At 63.8% G+C, this 26,170-nt stretch carries 17 protein-coding genes; 10 read left to right on the top strand and 7 right to left on the bottom strand.

Going from position 1 to position 26,170, the window contains the following annotated elements; translation table 11 throughout:
* Positions 1 to 147: 147 nt before the first annotated feature.
* The 3 genes from FGL15_RS03635 to FGL15_RS03625 all read left to right on the top strand — a co-directional run bounded on the left by FGL15_RS03635 (position 148) and on the right by FGL15_RS03625 (position 3,022).
* Positions 148 to 735, top strand: a complete 588-nt coding sequence (locus FGL15_RS03635) for a hypothetical protein (RefSeq protein ID WP_138944997.1) — start codon at positions 148 to 150, stop codon at positions 733 to 735.
* Positions 732 to 2,351: a hypothetical protein gene (locus tag FGL15_RS03630; RefSeq protein ID WP_138944996.1), complete on the top strand. Its 1,620-nt coding sequence runs from the start codon at positions 732 to 734 to the stop codon at positions 2,349 to 2,351. The genes FGL15_RS03635 and FGL15_RS03630 overlap by 4 nt, the downstream gene beginning before the upstream one ends.
* Positions 2,352 to 2,503: 152 nt before the next feature.
* The gene (locus tag FGL15_RS03625; RefSeq protein ID WP_168223303.1) at positions 2,504 to 3,022 is read left to right on the top strand and encodes a signal peptidase I; all 519 of its coding nucleotides are present in this window, start codon (positions 2,504 to 2,506) and stop codon (positions 3,020 to 3,022) included.
* A 37-nt stretch (positions 3,023 to 3,059) separates the two neighbouring features.
* Here FGL15_RS03625 and FGL15_RS03620 read toward each other — a convergent pair whose 3' ends face one another.
* Positions 3,060 to 3,275 (bottom strand): hypothetical protein, encoded by a 216-nt coding sequence (locus tag FGL15_RS03620; RefSeq protein ID WP_138944994.1) that lies wholly within the window; start codon positions 3,273 to 3,275, stop codon positions 3,060 to 3,062.
* 252 nt (positions 3,276 to 3,527) lie between these two features.
* Between FGL15_RS03620 and FGL15_RS03615 the strand changes: the two genes are divergently transcribed.
* The 4 genes from FGL15_RS03615 to FGL15_RS03600 all read left to right on the top strand — a co-directional run bounded on the left by FGL15_RS03615 (position 3,528) and on the right by FGL15_RS03600 (position 9,274).
* The gene (locus FGL15_RS03615) at positions 3,528 to 4,115 is read left to right on the top strand and encodes a hypothetical protein (protein ID WP_138944993.1); all 588 of its coding nucleotides are present in this window, start codon (positions 3,528 to 3,530) and stop codon (positions 4,113 to 4,115) included.
* The gene (locus FGL15_RS03610) at positions 4,112 to 7,267 is read left to right on the top strand and encodes a hypothetical protein (protein ID WP_138944992.1); all 3,156 of its coding nucleotides are present in this window, start codon (positions 4,112 to 4,114) and stop codon (positions 7,265 to 7,267) included. The genes FGL15_RS03615 and FGL15_RS03610 overlap by 4 nt, the downstream gene beginning before the upstream one ends.
* A 154-nt stretch (positions 7,268 to 7,421) precedes the next feature.
* Entirely contained in the window at positions 7,422 to 8,087 is a 666-nt protein-coding gene (locus FGL15_RS03605) for a response regulator transcription factor (RefSeq protein ID WP_240773768.1), read from the top strand.
* The gene (locus FGL15_RS03600) at positions 8,087 to 9,274 is read left to right on the top strand and encodes a sensor histidine kinase (protein WP_138944991.1); all 1,188 of its coding nucleotides are present in this window, start codon (positions 8,087 to 8,089) and stop codon (positions 9,272 to 9,274) included. The genes FGL15_RS03605 and FGL15_RS03600 overlap by 1 nt, the downstream gene beginning before the upstream one ends.
* Before the next feature lie 546 nt (positions 9,275 to 9,820).
* On the opposite strand, the gene FGL15_RS03595 is transcribed toward FGL15_RS03600, so the two are convergent.
* Positions 9,821 to 11,833 (bottom strand): SGNH/GDSL hydrolase family protein, encoded by a 2,013-nt coding sequence (locus tag FGL15_RS03595; RefSeq protein ID WP_138944990.1) that lies wholly within the window; start codon positions 11,831 to 11,833, stop codon positions 9,821 to 9,823.
* 1,376 nt (positions 11,834 to 13,209) lie between these two features.
* On the opposite strand from FGL15_RS03595, the gene FGL15_RS03590 reads away from it, so the two are divergent.
* A complete protein-coding gene (locus FGL15_RS03590) occupies positions 13,210 to 15,399 on the top strand; it encodes an Ig-like domain-containing protein (RefSeq protein WP_138944989.1) in 2,190 nt (729 codons plus the stop codon).
* On the top strand, positions 15,380 to 15,937 hold the full coding sequence (locus tag FGL15_RS03585) for a TetR/AcrR family transcriptional regulator (protein WP_138944988.1): 558 nt from the start codon (positions 15,380 to 15,382) through the stop codon (positions 15,935 to 15,937). Before FGL15_RS03590 ends, FGL15_RS03585 begins: the two co-directional genes overlap by 20 nt.
* 153 nt (positions 15,938 to 16,090) lie before the next feature.
* Here the strand turns inward: FGL15_RS03585 and kduI are convergent, their stop codons facing one another.
* The 5 genes from kduI to FGL15_RS03560 all read right to left on the bottom strand — a co-directional run bounded on the left by kduI (position 16,091) and on the right by FGL15_RS03560 (position 23,816).
* Positions 16,091 to 16,915, bottom strand: coding sequence for a 5-dehydro-4-deoxy-D-glucuronate isomerase (kduI, locus tag FGL15_RS03580; RefSeq protein WP_138944987.1), 825 nt, complete (start codon positions 16,913 to 16,915; stop codon positions 16,091 to 16,093).
* A gap of 36 nt (positions 16,916 to 16,951) precedes the next feature.
* Positions 16,952 to 17,710, bottom strand: a complete 759-nt coding sequence (kduD, locus tag FGL15_RS03575; protein ID WP_138947186.1) for a 2-dehydro-3-deoxy-D-gluconate 5-dehydrogenase KduD — start codon at positions 17,708 to 17,710, stop codon at positions 16,952 to 16,954.
* A 20-nt stretch (positions 17,711 to 17,730) separates the two neighbouring features.
* Positions 17,731 to 18,912, bottom strand: a complete 1,182-nt coding sequence (locus FGL15_RS03570) for a glycoside hydrolase family 88 protein (protein WP_138944986.1) — start codon at positions 18,910 to 18,912, stop codon at positions 17,731 to 17,733.
* Between the two features lie 229 nt (positions 18,913 to 19,141).
* Positions 19,142 to 20,233 (bottom strand): LacI family DNA-binding transcriptional regulator, encoded by a 1,092-nt coding sequence (locus tag FGL15_RS03565; protein ID WP_138944985.1) that lies wholly within the window; start codon positions 20,231 to 20,233, stop codon positions 19,142 to 19,144.
* A 22-nt stretch (positions 20,234 to 20,255) separates the two neighbouring features.
* Positions 20,256 to 23,816: a hypothetical protein gene (locus tag FGL15_RS03560; RefSeq protein WP_138944984.1), complete on the bottom strand. Its 3,561-nt coding sequence runs from the start codon at positions 23,814 to 23,816 to the stop codon at positions 20,256 to 20,258.
* A gap of 421 nt (positions 23,817 to 24,237) precedes the next feature.
* Between FGL15_RS03560 and FGL15_RS03555 the strand changes: the two genes are divergently transcribed.
* Positions 24,238 to 26,076 (top strand): alpha-L-fucosidase, encoded by a 1,839-nt coding sequence (locus tag FGL15_RS03555; RefSeq protein WP_255467587.1) that lies wholly within the window; start codon positions 24,238 to 24,240, stop codon positions 26,074 to 26,076.
* The last annotated feature ends 94 nt before the right edge of the window (positions 26,077 to 26,170 follow it).

Genomic DNA, 26,170 nt, shown 5'->3' with positions numbered 1-26,170 from the left:
TGTCCTGCTTCGGCGCGATGAATGCCCAGGCCAGAACGACGCCCGATGAGTCTATGGACCACGATGATGCCTGAAGTTCGTGAGCTCCCGACCTTGGTCGTCCCGTCCCGGTCTCCGAGTCGGTTTCGTGTGGCGGTCATTCTTTCCATGCTGCTCGTCGTCTCGAGTTGCATCGCTGTCGTGAACGCTCGTGCAGCTTTCTCTGACCGCGCCGTCATTGACATGCACACCATCAGTAGCGGCACGTTCTCCCTTGGACTCGTCACGCCATCTGGCTTCGCCACCCAAGTGGGAGCGAAGAGGGCGACGTTGTCCTACGCCAACGAAGACCGGTTCGTTCCGGGAGCGACCGCTCGAATCGACATCCGAGTCTTTAACAACAGCCCCACGATCGCTGCGAACATACGTCTCTCGATCGTGGCGGACGGCGCTCTAGCCGACACCGTGCGGTTCTCGGCGTCATCGGCATCGGGAGGGGAGACCGTTGGTGTCTTCGGATCACCTGACGAGCCCGAGACGAACGGACTCGCGGCTGCGGTGATTCCTCGCTCCCAGAACATCTCGCTATCGCCAAGAATCTCTGAGCCCATCGCCGAAGGTGCCGTGTGGAGCGGGCCGGCCACGTCACAGGTGGTCCTGAGCGTGTATGTCCACCTCCCGAACACTGATGAATTGCGCGCTGTGGCGCACGGGTCCCTGAGTCTCACGATCACGATCAGCGGGAGCTCTCTATGACCGTCGAATTTGGCGTCCGGCGCCGGGCCGCGTTGATCGGCCTGGCCGCAATGATGACGGTGATGACCGGTCTGGTCGGTGTCTCCAGCACATCTGCTGGATTTGTGGATGTGACGTACGCGGCCGCGCGCCTCCGGACCGAGTCACCACCTGCGCTGCCGGTTTCGTATGACCAGTCGTTCGGGTCGAGCCTGTTCCTCTCTCGTTTCGGCGAGCTCTTCGTCGCTGGCTATCGGGGTACCGGTGACGGGGCCGGAGGACTGACGACGAGTGCTTCTGCACCTCCGACCAGAGTTGTGTTTCCTGAGGGAGTCGCCATTGTCGATGCTGCAGGGAGTACCGACGACTTCACTTCGGCCCAGGCTCTGACCACCTCGTTTGCGGCTCTCGATTCCGCCGGGCGGGTGTGGACCTGGGGTGCGGTTTTACCTGGAGGTGACGTTGGACGTTCGCTGATCGGGCGTGGACCACTCAGCGCCCAGGCCGCAGCCGCCCCTGGACAGGTGAGTTCCACTTCCGACCCTGCCGTTCCCCTGCCGAAAATCGTCGATATCGCTCGTTCTGAGAACCAGTTCTTTGCGCTGGATGGTTCCGGGAAGCTGTGGGTGTGGGGTTACGGAGGGCAAAACCTACCTCTTCCAGACGGTTCCGTTGCGAGTAGGACGGCGCCGACGATGTCCAATACGACCGGTGCGCTGCCGGGGCGTGGATCATGCAAGGCGGGAATGCCGAATCACGCGGGCGAGGTCGTTTGGCACTCCCTGTGGGGAGGCACCAACTCCAGTGGTGCCGTCGCGACAAATGGTCTGGTGTACACCTGGGGCTATGACAACTCCGACGGGGTGTCGGCACTGATACTCGACACGGGCTGTCCGACCTTGAACCAAGGTGCCAACGAAGCGCTCTTCGCCGCGTATCCGCACCTCTACCGAGCGGCCGACGGGTCGACCTTCTCACCTGATGCGCTGAGAACGAGAGAGGCCAGGAACGTCCGGTATCGAGCCATCGTCGCGAACATGGTCAGCAGAACGCTCCCAGAATGTGATGGAACGAAGGCGACTGGTCAGGTTGATTCCGGGCCATGCCCGGTCCGTCAACTTGGCTTCAGCGCGCGCGCGCCGCGTCTGCTGCTGCAGAACGGGACGATGCTCACGTGGCAGGTGTCCGCCGAGTACTTCGGCAAGACCTTCTTGGGCCGCACGTCCAGTCTCACGCCGCTCAGCAGCAACTACGTGTTCTCTCCTGCACCGGTGACGATCGACGGCAGCACGGACTCGGTCGACCGGTTCACGGCCGGCATCAGTTCGGTTCTCGTGCTCACGAAGACCGGTCGCGCGTTCGGCTGGGGCGATAACAACCTGTGCCAGGCGGTTGGTGGCGGGTGGGACGACGTGAGCAGGCGAGCCATACCGCTCGTCTGCTCCACTGATGCCCCTTCGCGGGTCGTCACACTTCCTGCTCCTGTCCAGGGGCTGCCAGCGGCACCTCTCCAAGCCATCGCAGCGACACAGTGCGCTGCCTGGGTGACGACGACGTCCGGTGAGGTGTACGCCTGGGGGCCGGAACGGCCGCCGGATGGAACTTCACACGATGCATGCCGCGGACCGCTGCCGTAGCCGGATATCGCGTATACGACTACGCAGCGTCCAGCGCACAGAGCCCGTTCGGTACACCGATCCCGGTGGTCTCGACGGGCACCACGAGAGTCCGAGCGGAATAGATGTCACGACAACATGCATCCGGCCATGGTCAGGGTAAAGGCGGCATCGTGTGGCCGATCCTGGCAGTGCTCCGTTCCGCGACGCTGTGGGTCGCCGCTGGGATAGGAGCTCTCTCCATCATCCTGTTCTTGCTCGGCATCGCGCTCGGCCTGCGGTCACACGTGGTCATCTCGGGATCGATGGAGCCTTCGCTGTCGACGGGATCTCTCATCGTGACACGCACCGTGCCGGCGTCGGATGTCAGGATCGGTGAGATCGTGACGGTGAATCGAACCGACGGCCGTGGCCTGGTGACGCATCGGGTCGTGACGATCGAGCGCGACGGTCATCAATGGATGTTCACGTTGCAGGGAGACGCAAACGATGTCGAGGACCCGGAGCCGTATCGCGTGACCACGGCGGGAGAGCTCGTCGCGGCCGTCCCGCATCTCGGGCACGTCGTCGCGTCGCTTCGCGAACCGCTCGGCATAGGAGGGCTTGCCGTGGTGGCTGTGGCGGTCCTCTGTGTCTATCTCTGGCCGATCGACCGAGGTCGGAGCAGTCGGACAGCTTCTCCAGGAAGCTGATGCGGGCCGAGCGTGCCGCCGTGGAATCGTCGGCCGATTACCGAGGCAGCCTGCTGTCGTAATCGCCTCGAGTCTTGCGTCGGCCCTGTTCGTCGCGATTCACGGCCACCGCGGTGACGAAGACGACGACGAGGACGCCGATCAAGATGCACAGCAGGATGACGTACACGTGGAACACCTCTTCTGGATTCGGACGACCATCGGCCGTCCAGACGGGACGAACCCGCTTGCCGCGGACCGATGAGACTCTCATCCGACCGGGCGCCTCGGACGCTGTCAAGACGCCGCCGCGTGGTACCACTCGGTCACCGGGCAGGGTGCTCCTCTTTGCGACAGCATCGTACGAGAGCAGACCCGCAAGGTCGTCGCCGCGCGCTCGAAGTCACACTCCGAGCCGTCACATGGAAAGGAGATGCTCATGGCTCAGCACGGTGTTGGAGCGCGCTACCGCGCTTCCGTGCGAACGCGCATAGCGACCGGAGTAGCGGTGGTAGGTGCCCTGATCATGACCTGGACGGTGTTGTTCCCGGCCGTTCCCGCGCAAGCGACGTCGAGTACACTCGAACTTCCTGACGATACATCCGCCATTTGGATCGATCTCGAACAAGGAGGCCTCCGCGCAGAGGACGTGGAGATGTCCTATCACTTGGATTCCGGTCGCTGGGAGGCGCTGGTTCCGGTGAAAACGACCTTCGGGCTCCATGCCGAAGTCGATCTCGGAGCAGCAGCAGATCCTCATGAGGTGGCTGTTCGAGTGCTCGCTCGGCTTCAACCTTCTCGGAACCTCAATCCCGACCTCGCGGTGACCGCGGTGTCCTCGACAGGTGGCATTCTTGCCGAGACGCGCGAGCGGATCACGCCAGCCCGAACAGGTGCGCCTGCCGACGAGTTCGTGCCGGACGTGCCCGACGACACCAGCATGCCGGCTGCTGGGTCCGATGAAGCTGCCGATCGCGGGCGGCCGTCGGGGTGGCTGGAGAGCACCGGACTCGCCCTCTTACCTGCCGCGATCGCTGCGGCGGGTTTCCTTTGCGTCGGAATCCTTCTTCGTCGATTGCGTCGCACCGTCAGTTCGGATCGAGCGTCATCATGACGGCGACGCAGGGCTTCTCACCGAGGCGGGTCATCGGACTTCTTGTTGCGATCGGGGTGCTCACTGCAGGCACGATCGCCGGCCTGCCAGCGCGTGCGTTCGCTGCGACAACGGACCCGAACGCCCCGTCTGCGGCACCCACAGTCGCTGTGGGGGAGAGGCTCCCGTTCTCGGAACCTCGGGGTGTCGTGCCGGTCGTCGAATCCGAGATCGGGCGCGGAGAGCGGCTCGGCACCGATCCGGCGTCGATGATCGACGTGTCAGCAATGCTCGGGGCCGGAGATCCGACCGTCACGCCGAACGCAATCCTCGTTCGCATCGCCGTCTTGACCGCCGAATCCGAACTCAGCGTCCGCTCGGGAGGCGGATCGCAAGAGCCCGGGTATCCGGTCCTCGCCGTCGCGAGAGGCCAGTCCGCGTCCACGAGCGTGCTTCTACCCGTGGTGTCGGGGCGGATCAACCTCTGGTCGACGCATCCTGCAGACACCAGGATCGAAGTACTCGCCGTCTTCGGAGACAACCGGCTTCCGTCTCCTGGGGAAACGATCGCTTTGCCTGAGCCGGTGACTCGCGCGGACACGAGCCGAGGAATCGCAGCAACCGAGATATCGGCTGAACCCGTGACTGTCGGCCTCGTCGGCGTGGGAGGGGTTCCGTCTGATGGCGTCCGAGGCGTGTACGTGACAGCGACGTCCACCGTTGACGCAGCCACGACGCTCCGGCTCGATGGGCAATCGATCGTGCTCGGTGCCGGGACCACATCGGTGACCACGCTGCTCACACCGGACGAGACGGGAGCGACATCGGCGAGACTGACCGAGGGGAGCGGCTCATTCCGACTGGACGTCCGAGGTTGGGTTGCCGGCGCAGGCGAGGACTTCGCGCGCGCGAACGTCTCTGGCGGGTTGTCGCCCACGGCTTCGTCCGAATCCAAGAGTGCGGTCATCGACCTGGGCGATGCTCCCGGGCGGCAGCAGCAAGTGCAGCTCGGCTCGCCTCGAGACGCCACCCATGTTGTCGCTCTTGTGTCCGCAGGACCGGCCGGCGAGACGACGCTGCTCGACCTCGGGCCGCCGAGCAGCGGGCGGGCGCGAGGGATCATCGTGGACGAGAAGGCGGGAGCCCAGCCGCAGCTGGTCGTGACGCCGCTGCAAGGACGGGGCGTGAGCACGCTTTCGCTTGGGCGGGGGCAGACCGCTGCGTCGGTGCTCACGGTTGGCGAGGTCCTCGGATCTCAGGCGCCGGTGCGCCAGGGGGCACGGCCCGCGATCACCATCGGATCACACCAACCCGGCCAATCGGTCGATCTCGGCGTCAACGGGTCCGTCGAACTGTCCGGCACCGTCGACATCTCCGAGGCGAGCCTCGACCGCGTTGAGGTATCCGGTCCGGCTGGTCTGATCGGCAATGCCGAAGTTCTGCACGACTCGACGGGCGTGCTCACCTGGGCGTATCGGGTCTCAGCCCCAGAGGACGGACTGCATCGATACACGGCGACCGCGGTGGACCGGGCAGGACACACGAGCACCGCTGAGATCAGTCTCGAGGTAGACGCAGTCGACGAGACGGACACCGTGGTCGCGCCGGACGTGGTGATAGCGCGGACGGACCTCGGCGGACCGGTGGCGGCACCGCTGGGGCCCCCGAGCGCGTCACCGTCGATTGCCGGATCCGACGGTGTTGTGGACCAGGCGCCGGCTGTAGCGGACGTCGTGTCGAGTCGAGTGACCTTCACCAGCGATCCGGGTCTCAGTCCCGGAGATGTCCTCGTGTCTGAGGCCACCGAGCAAGCGCCTGACGGTGTGTTCGTTATCGTGCAAGCGGCGGACCGGATCTACGACGAATGGGTTGTGACGACAGTTCCCGCACGGGTCGAGGACGTGTTCTACCAGGCCGACGTGGAGCGGCTGGTCAGCCTGACCGACCCGGCTGGAATTCTCGTCGACGACGATCCCGAGACTGCACCCGAAGAGACGGAGTTCCAGCACGAGATCGACGAGGGAGGAATCAGCTCGTCGATACTCTCCGGCGAGGCCGTGGACCTCGACGACCTGTCAGAACCGAGCGATGCCGAGCCGCAATCCTCGGTGGATGGTCGTGGCGCCCTTCAGGGAGCGCACCGAGACGCGGGAAAGTCGTATTCGGTCGACGGCGTTCCACTCCCAGGCGCTGTCGCCATGACGGACGGCTCGGGTAAGGACGATGAACCGGGGGACTTCGGCATCTCGCTGTCATCTCGCCTCCATGTCAAAGCCGTGTACGACACCGAGACGAAATCCCCGAGGCTGACGGATCTCTCGAAAGCCGCTGGAGACCCGAAAGCGCTCCTCCAGAGCCAATTCCGCGAGATGACGCGCACTCAGGAGACGGGGCTCGTGCTGTCGGCAGCAGCTCAGGTCGGTTTCGAACTCACGTTTGTACTGCGTACCCACTTCACCTTCGCTTGGTTCTCCACATCGGTGGTGGTCGACGAACTCACGGTCAAGGTCAGGACCAAGATCAAGGCCGAAGCGAGCGTGATGGTGTTCATCGCTTCGTCACTCGAGCACGCCATCCGCAACAAGGTCGCCGGATTCAAGCTCCCGGCGTTCACCGTCCCCGTCGGACCGGTGCCGGTCGTCATTCTGAACTCCGTGGACGTCGCGTTCAAAGTGTCTATGCGGTGGCAAGCGGCTGTGTCGATCCCTTCGATCGGGATCACCCGTGAGGACGTAGCCGGCTTCACCTACTCGTCGGGAGCGGGAAGCCGCTCCCTGTCGAAGGCTCCCAAGATAACGAGCTCTCCGTTCAAGCCCGAGAAGCTCAGCGACGTCGAGTTCAAACTCTCCGGCGACTTCGCGATCGGTCCGGAGGTGTCGGTGACCTCGAAGATCTATGGCTTCGCCGGTCCCGAGTTCTCAGTGGCCGGGCAGGCATCGATCAGCGGCTCCATCAAGAATATCGGCTCTGCAGTCCAGGTGGAGGTGTCGCTCGACCTCCTCCTTACTTTCGCCGGGCGGCTGAAGGTCTCGATCGCTCGATGGACGCTCGCAGACCTCGAGCTCCTCACACTCACCGGCAAGTACACCCTGTTCACGCGCACCTGGGAACTGGCTGATCTGGACCCGAAGGAGGAGCCACCGGGTACGCCGGCCAAGCGTGCACCCTGGTAGACGCGAAGCCTCTGCGGAGCGAACTGTTTCAAGCGCGCAGGTAATTCCACGCGCCATCCTGAGGAAAGTACTGAGGTTCGATTACAGTTCGGTGTGGAGCGGCACCGCTTCGGTGCGTGCGCGCAGCCTGTAGCCGGTTTCCTTCGAGTATGGAGTGCCCTTGGTTTCCGCCTTGAGAGTCGCAATCGTCGAGGACCAAGAGCTGTATCTCGCGATGCTGGCAGCCGTTGTGAACGCACATCCGACGACTACGGTGGTCGCGGCGGCAAGCGGCGCTACGGAAGCACGCCGGAAGATTCTTCCGGGCACAGCCGATGTCGTCATCATGGACGTCGAGCTCGCGGACGGAAACGGTGTGGCGCTGGGTGTCTCGTTGCGTCGCCGCGACCCCGAGCTCGGGATACTGCTGCTTTCCAGCCACGATGTCATGGATCTCGTCCTGAGCTTGCCCGAGGACATCTCCGCGGGGTGGAGTTACCTGTCGAAGCTGTCGTCGATGAACGCGGAGACGCTGATCCGGGTTCTTTGGGGCACTGCTCAAGGAAACACGATCCTTGATCCAGCATTGGTCGACAAGTCGACTGCGAGGCTTGGCTCCGGTCTGGCGGGTTTGACGGCGCGTCAGTTCGAGGTGTTGAAGCTCGTCAGCCAGGGGTACTCGAATCAGGCGACCGCGGATCGCTTGGCTCTCTCGGTGCGATCCGTGGAAGGTCACTTGAAGGGGATCTACGACGTGCTCAAGATCTCCAATGACGGCAATGTGAACCCACGTGTGTCGGCCACGATCGCATTCCTGCGTGAAACGTCGAGGACGATCTGATGCCCAGCCGCCTCCTGGGGTTCAAGCCCCTGCCGAACCCACTGGTCTCACGCGACGAATACGTCCCTGATGATGGTCGACGGTTTGTCGTGGGGCAGGCGATCGCTCTCACCTGGCTCGGACTGCTGCGCGTCGCATTCACGTGGGCGCCGCACCTCGATCTCGGCGCACAACGGACGATCGTCACTGACTTTCTGATGGATCTCGTCTGCATGTTCGTCGTCGCGGCTGCCTATCGGTGGCGGAATCCGGTCTTCCGAGGGCGCGTCGAACGCGCGCGGATCATCGGAGAAGTGATCTTGCTCGTGAGCGCGGTTCGTGTCGTCATGCAGTTCTTCGGAGAGCCTCCGAACCTGGCCTCGTCGTTCCTCCGGCAGCTCTTCGTCGCGCTCCTCCTGATGATGCTCGCAGCGGTCGGGCTGCTGAGCGTCGATGTCGGCGTTCGCACCCGTATCAGGGAACGTTCAGAGCTCGAAGCACGATTTCGGGCGGCTGAGGCTTTGGAGGCAGGAGTTCGCAAGGAAGAAGAGGTTCGCGCAGAGATTCGCCGACGCCTGCACGGCTCTCTCCAGCAGTCCATCCTCTTCATCGAGTGGAAAGTGGCGCAGCTGCGTCGCGTGGCCGTGGCCGGCGAATCCGCGCCGTCCCTTGTCGAGGGGCTGTCTGCCGTCGCCCGTGACCTGGAACTCTTGCGTGAACGGGACGTCCGGGCAGTCGCTGAGTACTCCAGGCCCGCAGGGCTCGACCTCGGGGCTCCGAGTGCGATACGCCTAATGCTCGACCGGCTGCCGTCACACGTGAGCTTCACCGTTGCGATCGAGCCGAAGCTCGAAGAGATCGAGCGGCTCGAGCAACCGCAGCTCGATAGTGGCATCAGGACTCTCGTCGTCGACATCGTGCAGGAAGGACTGACGAACGCACTGAAGCACGGTGCTGCACGCCACGTCGACCTCACGGTGGGACTCGACGGGGATCCTCCTTCCGCGATCTCGATCGTCTTCGACGACGCCGGCACCGGTATGCCGAGCATGCCGGGCCCTGACCGTGGCCTGCAGGCGCTCCGAAATCGGATCCGCGCTCATGGGGGTGAGATCGACCTCGGTGAAGCCCCGGCTGGAGGCGCGCGGTTGTGGGCACGCATTCCGCTGACCTCCACACAGCTTCTGTCCGAGCCGCCACCCGGTTAGTCGGTGCTTGGTGACGCGGTCAGGAGGGAAACCTTGCTCGGAACACCGTGCTAGACGAGACTCAAGAGGTTGCCGCGGAGAGGACACGGTCGACCCGTGCCCTCTCCGCCGGCGCGTGCGTCACCGGCTTCGAGATCGTCTCAGCCCCGAGGGACGATCCAGGCCCTTGGCGCACAGGCCACGGGTGGCCGATGAGCCTACGCCGAGCGGGCTGATGCGGCTCCGAATGCACCGCACCAGCAACTCGATCCACCGAGCCGCGGTTGTCCCGCGCCGCCGTGAATCGATTCTGGACCCCGACCAATCCGTTCGAAACCCTCCCGAGAGGTTCCACGCATGTCGGAAACCAGTCTCCGACACGCAGAGCCGTCGATCGCGATGATGGTCCGCCGTGCGACGGCACCCAGCAACGGTGCAGATCGGGAGCAGACCAGGCAGTACTACGCGAAGGTGCTCTGGCCGTTTGACGCGAGAACCGGAGCGAAACGACTCGGACGGAGCGCGAGCAAAGGCTCGTGCTCCGTCCGAGCTGTGATCGGAACGGGGTTACTTTCGGTCGGCCCTTCGCTTCGACCTGACCATGAGGACGAAGAGCGCACCAAGGACGATCGCGATCGCGCTCCCGGGCACGAGAGTCGTGCTCAACGCTCCGTCGAAGCCGGTCGCGGCGAGGCCGTCCGCTCCACGAGGCGCAGGCTTCGGCGCGGCCGCCACTCCAGGACCGCTGCCGCCCGACGGTGTGCCGGAGGCGGACGAGGTCGGCTCGAGAACCGTCAGTTCGATTGCGGCGAACGTTGCTGGTGCGACAGCGACAAGTGCATGAGCGCGAGCAGGGGCGCTCGCAGGGATGACGATGCTCCCACTCTGGGAACCGTCAGGACCGATGACGACCCTACCGATGACGTTGGTGCCGTCGGTGCCCCAGACAAGCTGAGCCTCGTCGCCGGCGGTGAAGCCCGAAAGCTCGAACTGCACGGTGTCGCCGGGGCGCGCCGACGTCTTCGTCACCGACAGTGAGGCACCCTTAGAGCTGGACGGTTCGAATGTCGTCGGTGCGGTGTCCGTCCCGGAGCGAGTGGTCACGCCTGCAGCTGTCACGGCGTACACGCCAGGCAGATCCTCGGTCGGATGTCCCGGAGTGGGGTCACACTCGTCTCCGAACGCATCGCCGTCCTCATTGCTCTGACTGTAGTTCTCGACGTCAGGGCAGTTGTCCGACACCTTCGGCGTGCTGTCGCCGTCCTCGGAGATGAGGACCTGCGTCGAGGCCGTCGAGGACTTCCCGTTGGCTTGTGTCGCCCGCACCGAAACCGCTCCTTCGTAGAGCGAGTCGAATCGGAACTCAGCCACCGGTTCTGCGGTGGTGCGATCGACGATGTCATCGCCGTCGATGTCCCACTCGTAGGAAGCGATGACGTCATCTCCCGCAACACTCCCGCGGGCGTCCAACCGGATGGTGGTCCCCATCGCCTGGACGTGGGGTCCGAGCAACCAAGCTGATGGGCTCCCGTCCTCGGCGACAGCACTCGGCGCAGAGCCAAGACTTGCCAGTTGCGTTGCGACACTGCGAGCGATCCCCGACGGTGCGCGGAGAGCAGGAGCCCCGGCGTTACTCGCCTGGATCGCTCGGGCTCGAGGCGTCAGCCCGATCTGGGTCTGAATGACGCTCGCCACTTGGGCGTGACCGACAATCCCGGGGTGGTACCAGTTCATCTTGTCGGTGCTGGCGCTGTAGTCCGTTCGGCCGCTGGGATGCACGACCCGTGTCTCCTTCGCGAGCAAGCCGTTGATCCACTGGTAGTTGTTTCGCAGCATCGTGTCAGGCTCCGGCTCGTGCCCCTCGAATGCGCGAGCGACCCCGGAAGCGTAGATGACCGGGTTCGACGGGTTGGTCCGGTTCCATGCGTCGACGACCCGCTGCTGCATGTCTGCGGCGGCCGATCCCAGTTGGCGGACTCCCTTCGAGGCGTCATACGAGTAGCCCCCCCAGCAGAGCACGACGTAGTCGCAGAGATTGTGCGGAGCGGCGGTGCTCAGCTGCGGGTATCCGACCAGCATGATCTCCGCATTCGGCTTCATACGCTCCGAGAGCCGCTGCAGGATCACGGTGAGCTGCTCTTCGACGGCGGGTATTGCTGCGCGTGCGGAGTCCACCTTTGCGCGGCAATCCCCAGCAGACCGGTATCCGAGGGCGAAGCAGTACTTGATGATGTCCTGGAACCCGACGTCGTTGCCACCGATCGTGAACATGACGAGATCGGCTTCGCTGTCGACGCGCGGGATCTGTTTGTCGAGCATGTCCGAGGTCTCCGCCCCGCTGTGCGCATAGCTCGAGTAGCGCGCGTTGATCTGCGGCTGAGTGTTGAGCCAGTCCGTGTAGACCTCGGCGTAGTTGTTGTGACTCAACCGCGCCTCCGGATCACCCCAGTAGCGGCCGGCTCCATTCCCTGCCGAGTAGGAATCACCGAGCTGAACCACATTGTATGGCAGGTCGGGTGTGACGGGTTCTGCCGCGGTCGACACTGTGCCTGTGCCGAGCACGACTGCACCGGTCGTCATGACGAGAAGAGCGCTCCTCGCAACATCTTTGAGGGACAACAACTATTCCTTTCGCTGGATGCCCACCTTGGTGCGGCTCAGCGAACCCCCGCGGCGTGCATGGACTCGGACGAATCCTGTCGCCATGCTGGTTGTCGCGTCCTCGTGTGGGAATCGACGGACGCGTGTTACCACCTGGTCGGACGACGGTCGCATGAGCGGTCCTTCGTCCTCGCGGGCGACATCTGAATCTGGAGCAAGTGATTCCTCGCGTCCGACGCTGGAGGTGTGGGGTTTGTCCTGGTCGACGAAGCTTGGCTGAGCCTACGGTCGGATCCTGGGCCGGAACGGCTCATTCAGCGTTCGATCAAGGGGGTGTCTATGGCACGTGCAGCTCGAACGGTTGTTCTTGTTGGGATCGCGGCACTGGTGGGCAGTCTCGTTGCTAGTCCAGCGGTTCCATCTCGCGCGACGGCCGCTCAGACTGCGTCAGCAGCGGCATCGTCAGGCGCTGACTCGTTCGAACTCACCCTGGACCCACGGTGGATCGACCGCAGCTGGACCGTGCCGGAAACCGTCGACGGCGTTGAGGTGACGATCGCGGGCGCCCCCGGCCGAGGGTCCGCGGGCGGTGCAGGTGCGACGTTCACGTTCCGGACTCGCTCCCTGAGGCCGGGCACGGTCCTTGATGTGCTGTTCGGCGCGGGCACCGATGGAACATTTTCCGCGCTGGACGCCGCCCCGGGTGGTGTGGGCGGGAGCATGGAGGAGTCGGGCACCGCGGGCGGCAACGCGACGATGCTCGTGCAGCGGACGGACAGCGACGTGTGTGCTCAGAGCCCGCGAAACGTCATCGCCGTCGCCGGAGGTGGCGGAGGATCATCGGGAAGGCAAACCCGAAGCGGGCTGTTCACCGATTCTCTCGACCTGACTCCTCCTGTGCGCGGCGAGGACAGCCTCGTGTGGAGCTCCGGGGGTCCCAGCACGGTGCGGGACGCCTGCAGGAGCGGAATGCAGGCGAAGGCTGGAGAGGCTTCGGGTACTTCCTGGTACTCGCACCTCACCGGAGGTGGAGGAGGTGGAGGCGGACTCAACTCCGGAGTCGGCGGCTCAGCTCAGACCGCTTCCGAGTGGACACAGGGCAATCGGAAGAACCTCTACGGCAACCTTCCATCGCTCGTTCCTGCGACCGGAGGAGGGGCGGGAACGAGCCATCTGGCTTTTCACTCGTGCGGTAACCCGTGCTCGTTGCCGGCCATCACCCCGAACACCGGACCCGCGTTCGTCACGCTCAGGTGGAAGCAACTTCGGGACACTCAGGTCATCATCCGCGACGCCGATGGCGGTGTGCTCAGGGGCAAGTGCAGCAGACGATCAGGAAACCGGCTACAGGCGACATGCGCACCCACGTGGAACTCGATGCGGGTACCGTCGCCGTCTACCTGGGAGATCGCAAGCGAGCGGAAGTCCGGCCTGCGGCCTCGGGGAGGTTCGCGCTCGACCTCGCGCAAGAGTTACTACCCGGGTCGCCGGTGGCCGTGCGAGTCGAGTTCACCCCTGACGACCCAGGCCTGCATCGGCCGTCCACGAGCACCACAGAAGTCGTACCGGCCCGCTCGTCGTCACGTTTCCTCTTCGAGCCGGCCCTGGGTGCGGATGGCACACACTCGCTCGTCGTGCGCTTGACGTCATGGGCGGCCGCAGGCGTCGACGTTGATCTGCCCCGAATAGGCTTCGCATCGCGCGGCTGGGGAACCGATACGCCTCAGCCATCGGGTGAGGCGACCGCTGGACGTCTCGGTCCGAACGTCTGGTGTGTTCGTCTGAACGTCACCGATCAGCCAGCCCAGGAGATCACGGCATCGTTTGCAGGTGACCCATGGCACGCCCCCACCCTCTCGATGCCCTATCAGTACAACCCGGCCGATTTCGCGCAGAAGGCCTGGTCCCGGTTGTCCGTATACGACGGCTGTCCAGTCGCGACCCTTTCTGAAATGCCGGGCCGACCGCTTGCTCAGCCCACGCCCCTCGCGGCGGCCCAGGCGGAGGAACACGCGCCATCGGTGCAGGACGCCGCATCGAGCGCCGGGAATCGTACGAACACCGATGCCGACGCCGAGCCCGAAGTGCGCTGGGCAGGGGACTGGAAGAGTGTCTCACCAGGATCCCGCGTGACGCTCGCCGTCGATGTCGAACACGGTCGTGTGCCGACAAACGAAGGAATTGTCGATTTCATGCTCAACGGATCACCGATCGGCAGCGCGACGCCGGTCAGCGGTCGAGCCACCCTCGAGCTACCAGCTCCGATAAGTGCGACCTACCGGATCGACGCTGTCTACTCGGACCCAGCCGACGGGACAGGGGAGGGTTCGCTCGCCTGGGCTGCAGCCGAACAACGGACACTGACGGTGTTGCCCGAGGAGTTCGCTCTCGCGCTCACGGTTGCCGACATCGATGCAGCCCTTCCGGGAGGAGCGGTCGATCTCCGCGCCACCGGATCTTCTCGCGAGACGACCACCCCGGTCACCGGTGAGGTGTCCTTCTTCGACGACGGCAGGTTCTTGGGCACAGCTCGGATGGAGGACGGCAATGCGGTCCTCGCGGACATCAGTCTGGATCAGGAGAGCAATCTCGTGACGGCACTGTTCCAGGGGGATCCGGACCGTTGGAAGGATCCCGGCGGCGTCTCCGTGGAGGGGGACTACGCCCTCCGGGACACACAACTCACTCTGACCGCCGCGAGCGTGACGCCAATAGCCGATTCAGCAGGGGCAGTCCTGGTGGAACTGAGCAGTGATGGTACGTCAGCCCCCGTCACGGGCGAAGTTGCCTTGTACCGTGGCAACGATCTTCTCCTGGAACTGTCGGACGCGGACGAGGCGCCGACGAGGCCCGGGATCGCGGCAGCTTGGTCGGTCCCGATCGCCGCGCTGCCACCGGGGCGTCTCGAGCTCACAGCTCGATTTGTTGGCGATCCAGGCGTGGAATCCGCCACTTCGGTGTCGACCGTCGTCGATGTCCGCCCTCGTCGTACCGAGATGTCTGCCGTCATCGACGGCTCGACACTGCGATTGAGCGCAGCGGTCGACCAGACCGACATCTCCCCTGATGCCGGGGTGCCAGTCCCTGGGGGGTTGCATCCGTCTACCGGGGAGCCGAACTACTCGGTCGAGCAATCGTCGTGGAGGGAACTGCGAACGTCGCACTGCCCCGAGCCGAGGGTGGGGCGTCTCTTCGGGTCGAGTTCAGGCCGCTGCGGATTGACCTCGGTGAATCCCAGACGACTGTTCGCAGCGGCACGCTTTCGCGAACGGGCTTCTCCGTCTCGCCCGCGGTCCTCGTGTCCACTGGACTGCTGCTGGTGTTCGGGGGAGCCCTCGTTGCGACACGGCGGTGTGGAACTCGTATGCGAGGAGAGTGACGCGTCGATCACCAGGCCGCCCTCATCAGACTTCGCTTCGCCCTGCGCAGTACCCCGTGTGTCCGGGGCATCGTCGAGCGGCTTCGTACGGTGTCATCTCGGATGCAGCATCAATGCAACCGTCTGGTTGGACTACTCTTGGACGCATGGCGTGGGACACGGATGAGACACGACGCAAGCTGCTTCTTGCCGCGACGACGCATTTCACTGCGGCCGGGTTGGCCGGTGCCCGTGTCGACGCGATAGCCAAAGACGCCGGTGTCAATAAGGAGCGTATCTACCAGTACTTCGGAGACAAAGCCGGTCTTTTCGGGGCCGTGCTCGAGGCCGAGGTCGACGGCCTGATGGATGGCGTCGAGATCACTGGTCAACAAGCTGACGCGCTGGGCGATCTCGCAGGGCGACTGTACGATCGCACCTCGGTGCGTCCCCACATTGCACGCCTTCTGGCCTGGGAGAGCCTTGAGCTGGATCAGCCTGTATCGGCACTGCAGCGGGCGCGCGGATGCGCGGAACTCGTCGCCGCGCTCTCCAACGCCCTGCCGGAACGCAGTGACGAGTATGCGGCGCAGACGCTGTTGAGCGTCGTGGCTCTCGCCGTCATAGACGGATGCCTGCCGCATCTGGCCACGCTGATCGTTCCCGGGTCAACCCGTCAGTCTCGACGCGCGGCCATCGTTGCACAGGCTCGTTCTCTGACGTGAGTTCCGCGACGAACGCGGGGAACGAGGTTGTGACGAGTGATTCGAGCTGGTGTTCGACGGCGCCGCGGCATCGAACGCTGGCTCGGAGCCGCGGACGCAAACAGATCAGATCGGTGGTTCTTTCTAACGTCTGTTGCCCTTCGCGTCAGCAGCTCACTCGAGTGTCGTGACGGGAGCCGCATCCATGTCATCGAATGCTTGATTCTCGCCTGCCATCGCCCAGACGAAGGAGTATGCAGACGTGCCGACACCCGAGTGCAGCGACCAACTCGGTGAGATGACCGCTTGGCGATCGGCGACGACGACGTGCCGGGTCTCCGAACGTTCGCCGAGAAAGTGTACGACGCGGGCCTCCTCTGGAACGTCGAAGTACAGGTAGCATTCACTGCGACGATCGTGCGTGTGGGCCGGCATGGTGTTCCACATCGAGCCTGGGTGAAGTTCGGTGACTCCCATGACTATCTGACAGCTCTGGACGCCGCCCTCGTGGATGTACTGATGGAGCGTGCGTCGGTTGGAGGTCAGCTGGTCGCCGAGTTCGCGAACGGTGCCCTCGCCCGCAGCGATGTGCACTGTCGGATAAGCAATGTGCGCCGGTGCGGAGAAGAGGTAGAACTGTGCACTTCCCTCCGCATCGGCGAAGATGATTTCGCGAGTGCCCCGTCCGAGATAGAGACAAGCCCCCTTCGTCAGCGTGAACAGCTCGCCGTCGGCGGTTACCGTTCCTGTTCCGCCGACGTTGATGATGCCGAGTTCTCGGTGTTCGAGGAAGTACTCACTGCGGATCTCCGGGTATCCGGGGAGCTCGATGACCTTCCCCGCGGGCTCGACGCCGCCCAAGACGATGCGATCGTGGTGCGTGTAGGTGAGCCTGATCGCACCCGGGACGAACATCTCATCAACGAGGTATCGCTCGCGGAGATCCTTCGTGGTGAAACTCGGAATCTGACCCGGGTTGGTTGCGTATCTCTGTTCCATGTGTGTGAACTCCTGAATCGAATGAAGGAAGGGGGCTCAGCGGACGAGCCATCCGCCGTCGACGGGCAACACGGCTCCGTTGACGTACGCGGACGCATCGGATGCCAGGAAGACGAATGCGCCCTGCACGTCAGCGGGTGTGCCCCATCGGCCAGCGGGAATGCGGGCCAGGATGGACCGGTCCCGTTCGGCGTCAGCTCGGAGTTCCGCGGTGTTGTCGGTGGCCATGTATCCAGGCGCGACGGCGTTGACCGTCACGCCGGAGGTGGCCCACTCGTTCGCGAGCGCTCGGGTGAGTCCGACGAGCGCGTGCTTGGAGGCGGCGTATGCAGGGACTCTGATCCCGCCTTGGAAAGACAGCATCGAGGCCACGTTGATGATTCGCCCGCTGCCCTGTGAGATCAGATGTCGTCCAGCCGATTGAGCCAGATGAAAGGCTGAGTCGAGGTTCACGGCCAGCACCTCGTCCCAATCCGTTTGCCCGTACTGCAATGCGTCGGCACGGCGGATGGTTCCGGCATTGTTGATGAGGATGTCGAGTCCTCCGAGCTCCTCGCGGACGATGTCCACGGCTTCCGACAGCTGGCCCGGAGTCGCAGTAGCGAGGTCCCGTTGAACGCGGAGGACTCGTCGGCCGGTCTTGGCGATGAGCCGCGCGGTCTCGGACGCATCGCCGCGATCAAGGAGGGCGACATCGGCGCCGGCCTGGGCAAGGGCGACGGCCGCCCCTTGTCCGAGGCCTCGACTGGCTCCTGTCACCAGTGCCACCTTTCCATCGAGGCGGAACCGATCCATGACGGTGTTCTCGCGGTCGCTCACCAGTACGTCGTCCAATCCGGCCGGGCAACTCGTACGAGAGCCTCGAGGTAGAAATAGTCCCCCCAGAGCGTTCCCTCGTCGATGCCGATACCCTCCGGGAAGCTGTAAACGCCATGAAGTAGCAGGGCGTCAGCGTCTTCCGCTGTCGCTGGTGTGCAGTGCTCGATGAGCGCATCGAGCAGCTCGCGTGCGGCCTCATCGGCTCGGGCGGAACGAACCGAATCGGTGCCGGCGCGTGCCAGCTCGAGCAGGCCGCAGATCGCGATTGCGCTTGCTGAGCTGTCGCGCGGCGCGCCGTCGTTCTCTCCGAAGTCCAGATCCCAGTAGGGCACCAAATCGGTGGGCAGGTGGGCGAGGAAATACTCCGCGCAACGCCACGCCGCCGCGAGGTCCCGTGGGTCGCCGGTTGCACGGTGATTGAGCGCGAAGCCGTAGATACCCCAGGCTTGGCCACGCGCCCAACAAGACTGATCGTGCGCCCCTTGCGCAGTCGTGCCCCCCGCGGCCACGCCGGTCACGGTGTCCCACTGATAGGTGTGGAACGTGGAGTCGTTCTCGCGGATGATGTGTTCGCGGAGCTGTGCGGTGTGACGTTGGACAGCATCGGAGAATCGGGTGTCGCCCGTCTCACCAGCCGCCCAGGTGAGGAGCGGGAGGTTCATCAAGCTGTCGATGATCGTACGCCCCCGTTGCGCAGGATCCTGGAGATCGCCCCATGCCTGAATGATCCCAGCGGGCTCCAGGAAACGGCGCATCAGCAGTGCGGCGGCTTGGAGCGACGCATCCCGGGCGACGAGATCGCCGGTGAGTCGCCAGTCGGCGACGGTTGACAGGCTGTACAGAAAGCCGATGTCATGCATATCGAGATCTTCGACTGCGCGAACCCGACGGACGAAGTCGACCGTGTAGGCATGGGCCGAATCGCGGAACACCGCGTCATCCGTGGCCTCCCAGGCGAGCCACTGCATTCCAGGCCAGAAGCTCGTGGTCCAACCGGAGTTCCCGCCCTCCTCGATGCCTGTCGCCGCCGGGCGCCGGGGATAGCGTCCGGCCGAGGTGGTGTCGGCGGGGTATATCCCGCGGAAGAGGGGAACGTTTCGGCGGACGGTCGCGAGCGCGACGTTGAGGGCGAGATCCGTTCGGGTGTGCGTCGTCGATGTCGGCGCTGCGGAAGACATGAAGGTGCTCTTTCGTAGTTGAGAGGACGGGGCGTTGTTGCAGAAGGAGGCGGCATCGAGTGTGTGTCAGCACGTTTTTGTGGAGACCTGCGAGCCTCTCCTGTTTCACACGGGCGATTGGACTACGACTCTGTCGAGGCTGCCTGCTCGTGCGCCTGATGGTGCTTCAGTCTGCACACTGTCCGGTTCGATTTGCACGAGATCGCACAGAATCACACATAATGTGGCGTCACGTGCCTCTAGTCGACGCGGACGACGCGCGGACGATCAGGGTCGGTAGCAAGAGCACGCGCGCTTCGGGAGGGAGACGTCCGATGCTGTCTTTCTGGACGATCAAATCGATGCATGTGCGAACCGCAATTGCTCCGACATCGAACTTGGGTGGCGATACCGCGGTCAAGGGCATCGCCGCCATTGACGCGATTTCGTCGTCGTACGCGACGATCGACAGGTCTTTCGGAATAGCTATTCCAGCGTCCAAGGCGCGATCCGCGAGGGCGATGGCGACAGCGTCGGGAAGCACGAGCATGGCATCGACTCCAGCGGCCACGCAGGTGTCGAAGATGCACTCGTATGAGCGTCGCTGCTCGGTGGTGCCAACGGTTCCCTGCAGGTCGAATTCCAGGTGGGGAGAATCCGGCAACAATGCTGCGATTGCAGCCCGGTATCCCGCGTGCACGGGATCTGAAGTGCTCCCCCGCGGGGGCGCGATCAGCGCAATCCTCTTCCGCCCGAGTTCGACGAGATGACGAACGGCGGACCGGGAACCGTGTGCATGGTCCGTTCGCACGCCTCCGAGGTTCAGCGCAGCTGTCTTGTCGTCAAGTGCGCGCTCCATGATCACCACGGGCAGCCCCGACTGAGCGAGCAGGTGGTAGTTCGCTTCGTCGCCGCCATCGGCGGCTCCTGGCGCTCCGCTCGGAGTGACGATGAGGCCGTCGACACCGAGTTGGCACAGCCGGGAAACCTGATGCCGTTCCACGTCCTTGTCGTAATCCGTCACGCCGAGGACCAACCGGACATGTTGTTCCGCCGCAGCGGCTTTCGCGCCGTTGATGAATCCGGGGAAGTAATAGGTCGCCGAGGGCACGATCAGGCCGAGCGTCAATGCGGAATCGCTCTGCCGCGGGTGTGTCTGCGCGTGTCGTTTCACGGCGCCGCCGTGGACGCGCACGATCAGGCCGGCCTGCTCGAGATCGAGAAGGTCGCGACGGACGGTCATCCCCGAAACACCGAGGCGCGCGGCGAAATCGGTCACCGCCACCGCGCCGCGGCGATCGATCTCTCGCAGGATCGACTTCTGTCTCTCCGATCGGAGCATGAGCACAGTGTTCCAGTTGTTGTCAGCTACCAACAAGCGGGGCTTGATGGAAGCGCAGAGATCCCTTGCGCCGCGGCGAATCAGACGACCCACCGACCACGTAGCCGAGCGCGTTCGTGTGCCATTTGGGGCTCCGCTGAGTGGGCTCGTGCTCTCGCGATTGGTTCTTGTCGGTTGGGAAGAACGGCAACGCGCACGGAGACGCGGCTACCGGTTCGGTCCTCTCACGGTTCTCCGCGGCGTCGTCTGCAGACAGGGGATCTCCCGCTCTTCGTGACGAGTGGTTGACGATCGCGTAGGCGTCTCCTGCGATGGACACCCGGGGATAGAACACGGTCTCGATACCGCTGTCCGTGACCGTGAATGGGGTGAACGATTCAACTGTCAGGACGGTGTTCCCCGCCACCTCCTCGATCCCGTTCACGTGCATCGAGAAACCGGACCCGTCACCGAACCGCGTGAGCAGACGCTGGCCGACCACCGCACTCGGGTCTGTGAACGTTCCTTCCAAGGTGACGGTGTCCTTGCGCTGTCGATCGGGGTCGAGCCCGGTGTTCGTTGTCGAGGTGGTCGCCCCGATGATGCGCAGCTGCTCCGTGCCGGAGGCCACTGGCGCGGATTCGGGGGCTTGGATCATGCCGTCGCCAGAAACGTAGGTCGACAGGATTCGGCCTGAAAGTGCGTCGGTTCGGACGAACGCCACGCTGCCGGAGAAGGTGATCCCATCGACGACGCGCTCGTCGGTGTCATCGCTGATGTAGACGGTGTCGACGAACTCTCCGCTCCGAACCTTGGCGATGGTGGTCATGTCATCTCCATCAGTGGGCAGTAACCACTCGACGCCGCTTACCAGACCTTTCTGGCCATCGACGGTGGCTTCATAGACTGCTCCGTACTGCGTGGCCTGGTCTGGAGAAGCGAGGATCGTGCGACGGGTCACATGGGGCGCCGTCAAGGTCGTCTCTTGAGACTTGGTCGTGATCACCCGAGTGCGTGGGATCTGTGACATGAACACCTCTGACCCCGGAACGCCGTTCATGAAGGTACGGAGGGAGGCACCGGATTCAGCACCCGTCCAGGTGAAGTCGTAGGGGCTCGCGCCGCTGCCTTCCCGCGGATTGAGCAGCCAGTTTCGGTGAAGCGGATAGCCTGCCGGCTTGCCGATGTTTGCAAGGTGGGCTGCGAGGTCCGGTTGGCCTGTCTGAGCCAGGTCGATGTTGTTCGTCTGCTCTGACATCGGCTCGAGTTCAGCGCCGCGCTGATAGATCTCATGGGCCTGGCCACCCTTGAGCCGGCTGAGATCGAACGTGTAGTTTCGATTGCCGCCGAGGTTGACCATGAGCTCCAGCCGTCGATTCACTTCGGAGCCCTTCCCTGGAACCCCGGCGACGGATGTCTCGACGAGCTGCACCTGCTTGTCGTTTCCGCTGCCGTCGTCGTAGGCGAGCACCGCCGGACGAACCCATTCCTCGCTCGGTGTCTGGTTCGCACCGTCAGCACGCCATACCCAAGGCGAGTTCCCCCAGATCGGACTCATGGACGGATATCGCAGATTCCGACCGCTGCCGTCGGAGTAACTCGTGTTGCGGACGTATCCGCTGTAGGGGAGCAGCTCGACGCCCGCGCCCCAGAGGTCGATCCTGTTGAAATTGAACTGATGGTGCCCGGAACCCCACCGGTTGGTCTTCGGTGCGTACAAGCCGACGTGGGTGGCTTCCGTCTCATCTCCTTGGAAGAGTGCGTAGTAACCGGTGTCACCCATCTCGATGTTCTTGAGACCCTTCGAGACGATTGGCAATGGCGTCGGGTTCCCGACTTTGCCGTCGGAATCGTTGAATGGGATCGGAGTGCCGTCCGGGTAGATGAGCTGCTCCGTCGCAGCGTTCCGCGTCTTCGTCAACAGCGGCCACCTGGCGGTCAGGTCGGTGTTGTCGAGCACGATGCCGAGCCGACTGTCTGTGAAGCCGGCGGGATCGATGTACGACTTGATCACATCGATCGTCGTCGCCACATTTCCTGCCACCTGGTCGCTGTAGGCAGATGTCTCTTCGTGCCAAAGTCCATCTCCGTAATAGTGCTCCGGGCTCAGGAGACGGTCGTAGACATCGATCACGCGCCGCATGAGTATCGGGTCGTTGAGGAGGAGCGCTGCCACGGATGCAGGACGTGCGCTATACGGGTCTCGATTGTCCATGCGAGCGCGGGAGAGCACCGCATCGGTGGCCACATAGGCTGACCCTCGGACGATGACTTCTTGGATCAGGAGCTTCAAATCATCACCGGAGACGGTGGGCTCGAGCAGCCCCCATACGTCCATGTCGAACATGGCTCCGAATGCCCAGGTCATATCCGGCTGGGCCGCCGAAGCGGTCGGCCCACCATAGTCTCCCAGCCCCACGATGCGCGGGTATTCGAGCGCAAACGTGTACATGATCAAGAGTGAACGTTTCGCGTACGACTCGTCTCCGGTGGTCTCGAAGAGTCTCGTGAACAACCGAGCGTACAAGCTGAAGTTCGATGGCGTATTGAGCACCATGATCCGAGCCGAGTCAGCTTCGACGGCCCTGACGAAATCTGCTTCGTCCATGGCCATATAGGTCTGAACCAGGGGATACTTGGCCAGTATCTGATCCGTGGTCCAAGTTCGTTGAGCCCGCACGCCGGCCATGAGTGCCGAGGCGAGATCTGCGTCACGAATCGAGGCTGCTGACCACGGCTGGGTCGAATCGGTGACCGACAGCTCGAACGAGCTGGTCGCGCCCGAGCGGATTTCTGTAGCGGTGATCGTCGCGGACCCGACGTTTCGACCGAGGATCGCTGCACCGAACGGCCGGGCGACGCTCTCGTCTGACGAAGCGAAGGAAAACCCCGAGACGGCTGCATCTCCGGGAGTCACCGTTGCGGAGGGGTAGTGGACCTTTCCCGTTTCGACCGTGCCCGGAGCCACTGATATCGCCTGCACCCGGGGATTGATCGTTCCAGCGCGCAAAAATTCGAAGGAGGTCGTTGTGCTCGACTTGGTCGGATTCGTCCCCTGGATGATCTTGCTCTGCAGTATCCCCGAGAAGTTACCGAGATCGAGGTCGGTGATCAGCGGCGAGCCGTCCAGCCAGACACTGTACCGGTGATCGGGCGAGTCGATGTCGATCGAAATGTCATACCACCGGTCCGCGGCGTAGACACCGACGACCGCTCCCTTCCAATCCTTGATCTTCCCTTGGGCGTCGAACCGCAACAGCGAGGGCCACGTGCCCTTCCCAGCGGGTGGTGTCATGCTCTTCATCTCGAAGAGGGTTCGAGTCGAATCCGTGCTCGAGAACTTCACTCGTGTTTCGATGCCGGTGCGAACCGAACGGCTGATACTCCCCCGATAGGCGTTCACCGCCTCCGTGATGGCCTCGATCATGAACACGTTCCCGCGCGCGTCCGAGACCGTTCCGGCATTGTTCGCGCCAGGCGTGATCGACACCCGCCCCATGAGCTTCGTGTCCACATCGACGTGACCGTCCAAGGGCTGGAGGTCCCGCGTGGTGAAGTCGTGGTCCACCCAATCGCCCGAAACCACACCCTGGTCGGGCGTCACGGCGGCCGAGGCGCCCGTGGTGAGAGACGCTGCACCCAAGATGGACGACAGGAACACAGCTGCGACTACTCGGAGGTTCATCATCGAACGCCTTCCAGGTCATGCGGTTGCGGCAGTCGACCGATCGGCCGCCTTCGCCAATGGAGGTCGCTCCGCCATCTGCGAGGACGGTCAGACGCTAGCAGCGAGGAACACGCGAGGTGGTGCACTGCACAAAGGTGAACACTCGCGCAAGCGCTTAACTTCGCGTTGGCGATGCGGCCTGGTTCCTCACCATCGGACGAACTCAGGGGCGAGGTGGCGGGCGAAGTGAACAGTAACGCACAGGACATGTCCGCTCGGACAGTCCAGGTGCTACACATACATCCAGCACGACTGGGCGCGAAACACACCGAGCCGGCGTCCGGCGCGAAGGAGAACCGTGTTGCCTGTAGATACCGCCACACCCGCCGGAGAAGGGCTGCACGGCGACCTCCCCACGATCGGTGACACGCCTGCCGACCAAGACCGGCGACGGAGATGGGAGTCCTGGCGTGTCGGAGCGTTCGTGCACTGGGGAGTCTCATCTCTGTTCGGAGGGCAGTACGCCGGACAAGACATCCCGGGGCTGGCCGAGTGGATTCAGTCGACGGCGCGGATTCCACGCGACGAGTACCGCAGGCTTGCCGCCGAATTCAACCCGGTTCGGTTCGATGCGGATGAGTGGGTACTGATGGCAGCTCGTGCGGGAGCCAGATATCTCGTCTTCACCGCAAAGCATCACGATGGTTTCGCCATGTATCGGTCGCGAGCGAGCTCGTTCAACATCGTCGACGCCACGCGATTCCGGCGTGATCCACTGGCTGAGCTCGCCGCCGCCTGCCGGAAGCACGGTGTCGCCCTCGGGATCTACTACTCGCATGTCATCGACTGGGCCGACCCGGATGCTGTCGGGCCGCGAAGCAATGACTGGGATACGACTTCCGGAGACGGAGTTTTCGAGCGATATTGGCGGTCGAAAGCGATGCCACAGCTCACGGAGCTTCTCACCGAATACGGCGAAATCGCGTCCGTGTGGTTCGACATGCCCGCAGGTATCGCCCCGCACCAAGCTGCCGAGGCTGCGAGAATCGTCCGTGAGCTCCAGCCGACAGCGGTCATCAACAGTCGCGTCGGTGTCGGCGGCGTTGCAGACTACGAATCAATGGATGACAACTACTTCAATACGGTTCTGCCGAGGTCAGCGTGGGAGACGGCCGCGACCACGAACGACTCGTGGGGATTTGTCGCAAGCGAGAGCCGTTGGAAGACTTCCGCCAGTCTGTGCGAGACCATCGCCTTCACCGTGAGCCGGGGCGGCAACCTGCTCCTGAACTTCGGACCCGACGGCGCTGGCAGCATTCCGGCTCGGGCCAGCGAACAGTTTCGAGAGATCAGCCGTTGGATGCGTCGTGCATCGCCTGCCATCCACGGAGCTAGTGGGTCGCCGTTCCCGTCGGGTTTCGACTGGGGCTACGTCACCTCAGCAGGAACATCGCTGTATGTCCATATCACCGATCCGTCTCTCGTCCGCCTTGCTTTGCCGGGACTTCGGACGCAGCCGCTCGGAGTGTCGTTCATCGAACCGACGGGTTGTGAGCGTGCGTTGCCACTGTCGCGCGTGGCCCCGGCGCTCTTGGGATCCTCGTTCATCACGGAGGTACCCGCCCCGAGCGACGATCTTCCCAGACTGGTCAAGCTCACATTCGGCTCGGCGCCGGACATCGACCCCGTTCCCGCGCAATCCTCTGCCGAATCGATCAGACTCGACGTGGGATCGGCCAGGTCCATTCCAGGTGGTATCGCGTGGGACGTCGACGTTGTCGATCCCGGCGACTACCGGGTCGTCGCGCTGAGTAAGGAAACCTCCGGACACGCGAAGCCGCGCTGGGACGGTGCGGGGCTCACCGGACGTCTGGAATGGGCGACCCCCAGTGGTGAGGTTCACACTCGCGCTTTTGTCGTCACCGACGACGGTCGGGAATTCAGTCCGGTGCTGTTCTTCTGGCAGATGGTGCGAAGTGAGATCGGAACAGTCGAGGTGCCCGAGGCCGGCCGATACACCCTGAAGATACGCGGTCTCCGGATCAAGGATTCGAAGTGGACCATCGACTCGCTCAATCTGGCGGCGATCCGTCTGGAGCTGCCGGCGAAGAACGAAGAACATCCCAACGGTGCGGTCGCCGCACGCGCGTCGGATGTCCCTGACACACGGACTGCACTGCGGGACGTGAGCGGCTGACGTGAGCGACTGCGGTGCCAACCGTATGGGCTGCGCGGCGGCTGAGGGAGTGCTGCTTCGTCGGCACTTCTCTTGATGACTGGAAGCGAATAGC

Source organism: Plantibacter sp. M259 (genome assembly GCF_006065115.1).
Lineage (GTDB): Bacteria > Actinomycetota > Actinomycetes > Actinomycetales > Microbacteriaceae > Plantibacter > Plantibacter auratus.
The sequence above is the reverse complement of the archived record's forward strand: the minus strand, read 5'-3'. Positions and strand labels throughout refer to the sequence as shown.

Coding starts and splice junctions, on each gene's coding strand:
- FGL15_RS03630 (WP_138944996.1), top strand. CDS start 732: ATGACCGTCGAATTTGGCGTCCGGCGCCGGGCCGCGTTGATCGGCCTG.
- FGL15_RS03585 (WP_138944988.1), top strand. CDS start 15,380: ATGGCGTGGGACACGGATGAGACACGACGCAAGCTGCTTCTTGCCGCG.
- FGL15_RS03615 (WP_138944993.1), top strand. CDS start 3,528: ATGACCTGGACGGTGTTGTTCCCGGCCGTTCCCGCGCAAGCGACGTCG.
- FGL15_RS03565 (WP_138944985.1), bottom strand. CDS start 20,233: ATGCTCCGATCGGAGAGACAGAAGTCGATCCTGCGAGAGATCGATCGC.
- FGL15_RS03610 (WP_138944992.1), top strand. CDS start 4,112: ATGACGGCGACGCAGGGCTTCTCACCGAGGCGGGTCATCGGACTTCTT.
- kduD (WP_138947186.1), bottom strand. CDS start 17,710: ATGGATCGGTTCCGCCTCGATGGAAAGGTGGCACTGGTGACAGGAGCC.
- FGL15_RS03590 (WP_138944989.1), top strand. CDS start 13,210: ATGCGCACCCACGTGGAACTCGATGCGGGTACCGTCGCCGTCTACCTG.
- kduI (WP_138944987.1), bottom strand. CDS start 16,915: ATGGAACAGAGATACGCAACCAACCCGGGTCAGATTCCGAGTTTCACC.
- FGL15_RS03595 (WP_138944990.1), bottom strand. CDS start 11,833: ATGACGACCGGTGCAGTCGTGCTCGGCACAGGCACAGTGTCGACCGCG.
- FGL15_RS03620 (WP_138944994.1), bottom strand. CDS start 3,275: ATGAGAGTCTCATCGGTCCGCGGCAAGCGGGTTCGTCCCGTCTGGACG.
- FGL15_RS03570 (WP_138944986.1), bottom strand. CDS start 18,912: ATGTCTTCCGCAGCGCCGACATCGACGACGCACACCCGAACGGATCTC.
- FGL15_RS03600 (WP_138944991.1), top strand. CDS start 8,087: ATGCCCAGCCGCCTCCTGGGGTTCAAGCCCCTGCCGAACCCACTGGTC.
- FGL15_RS03635 (WP_138944997.1), top strand. CDS start 148: ATGCTGCTCGTCGTCTCGAGTTGCATCGCTGTCGTGAACGCTCGTGCA.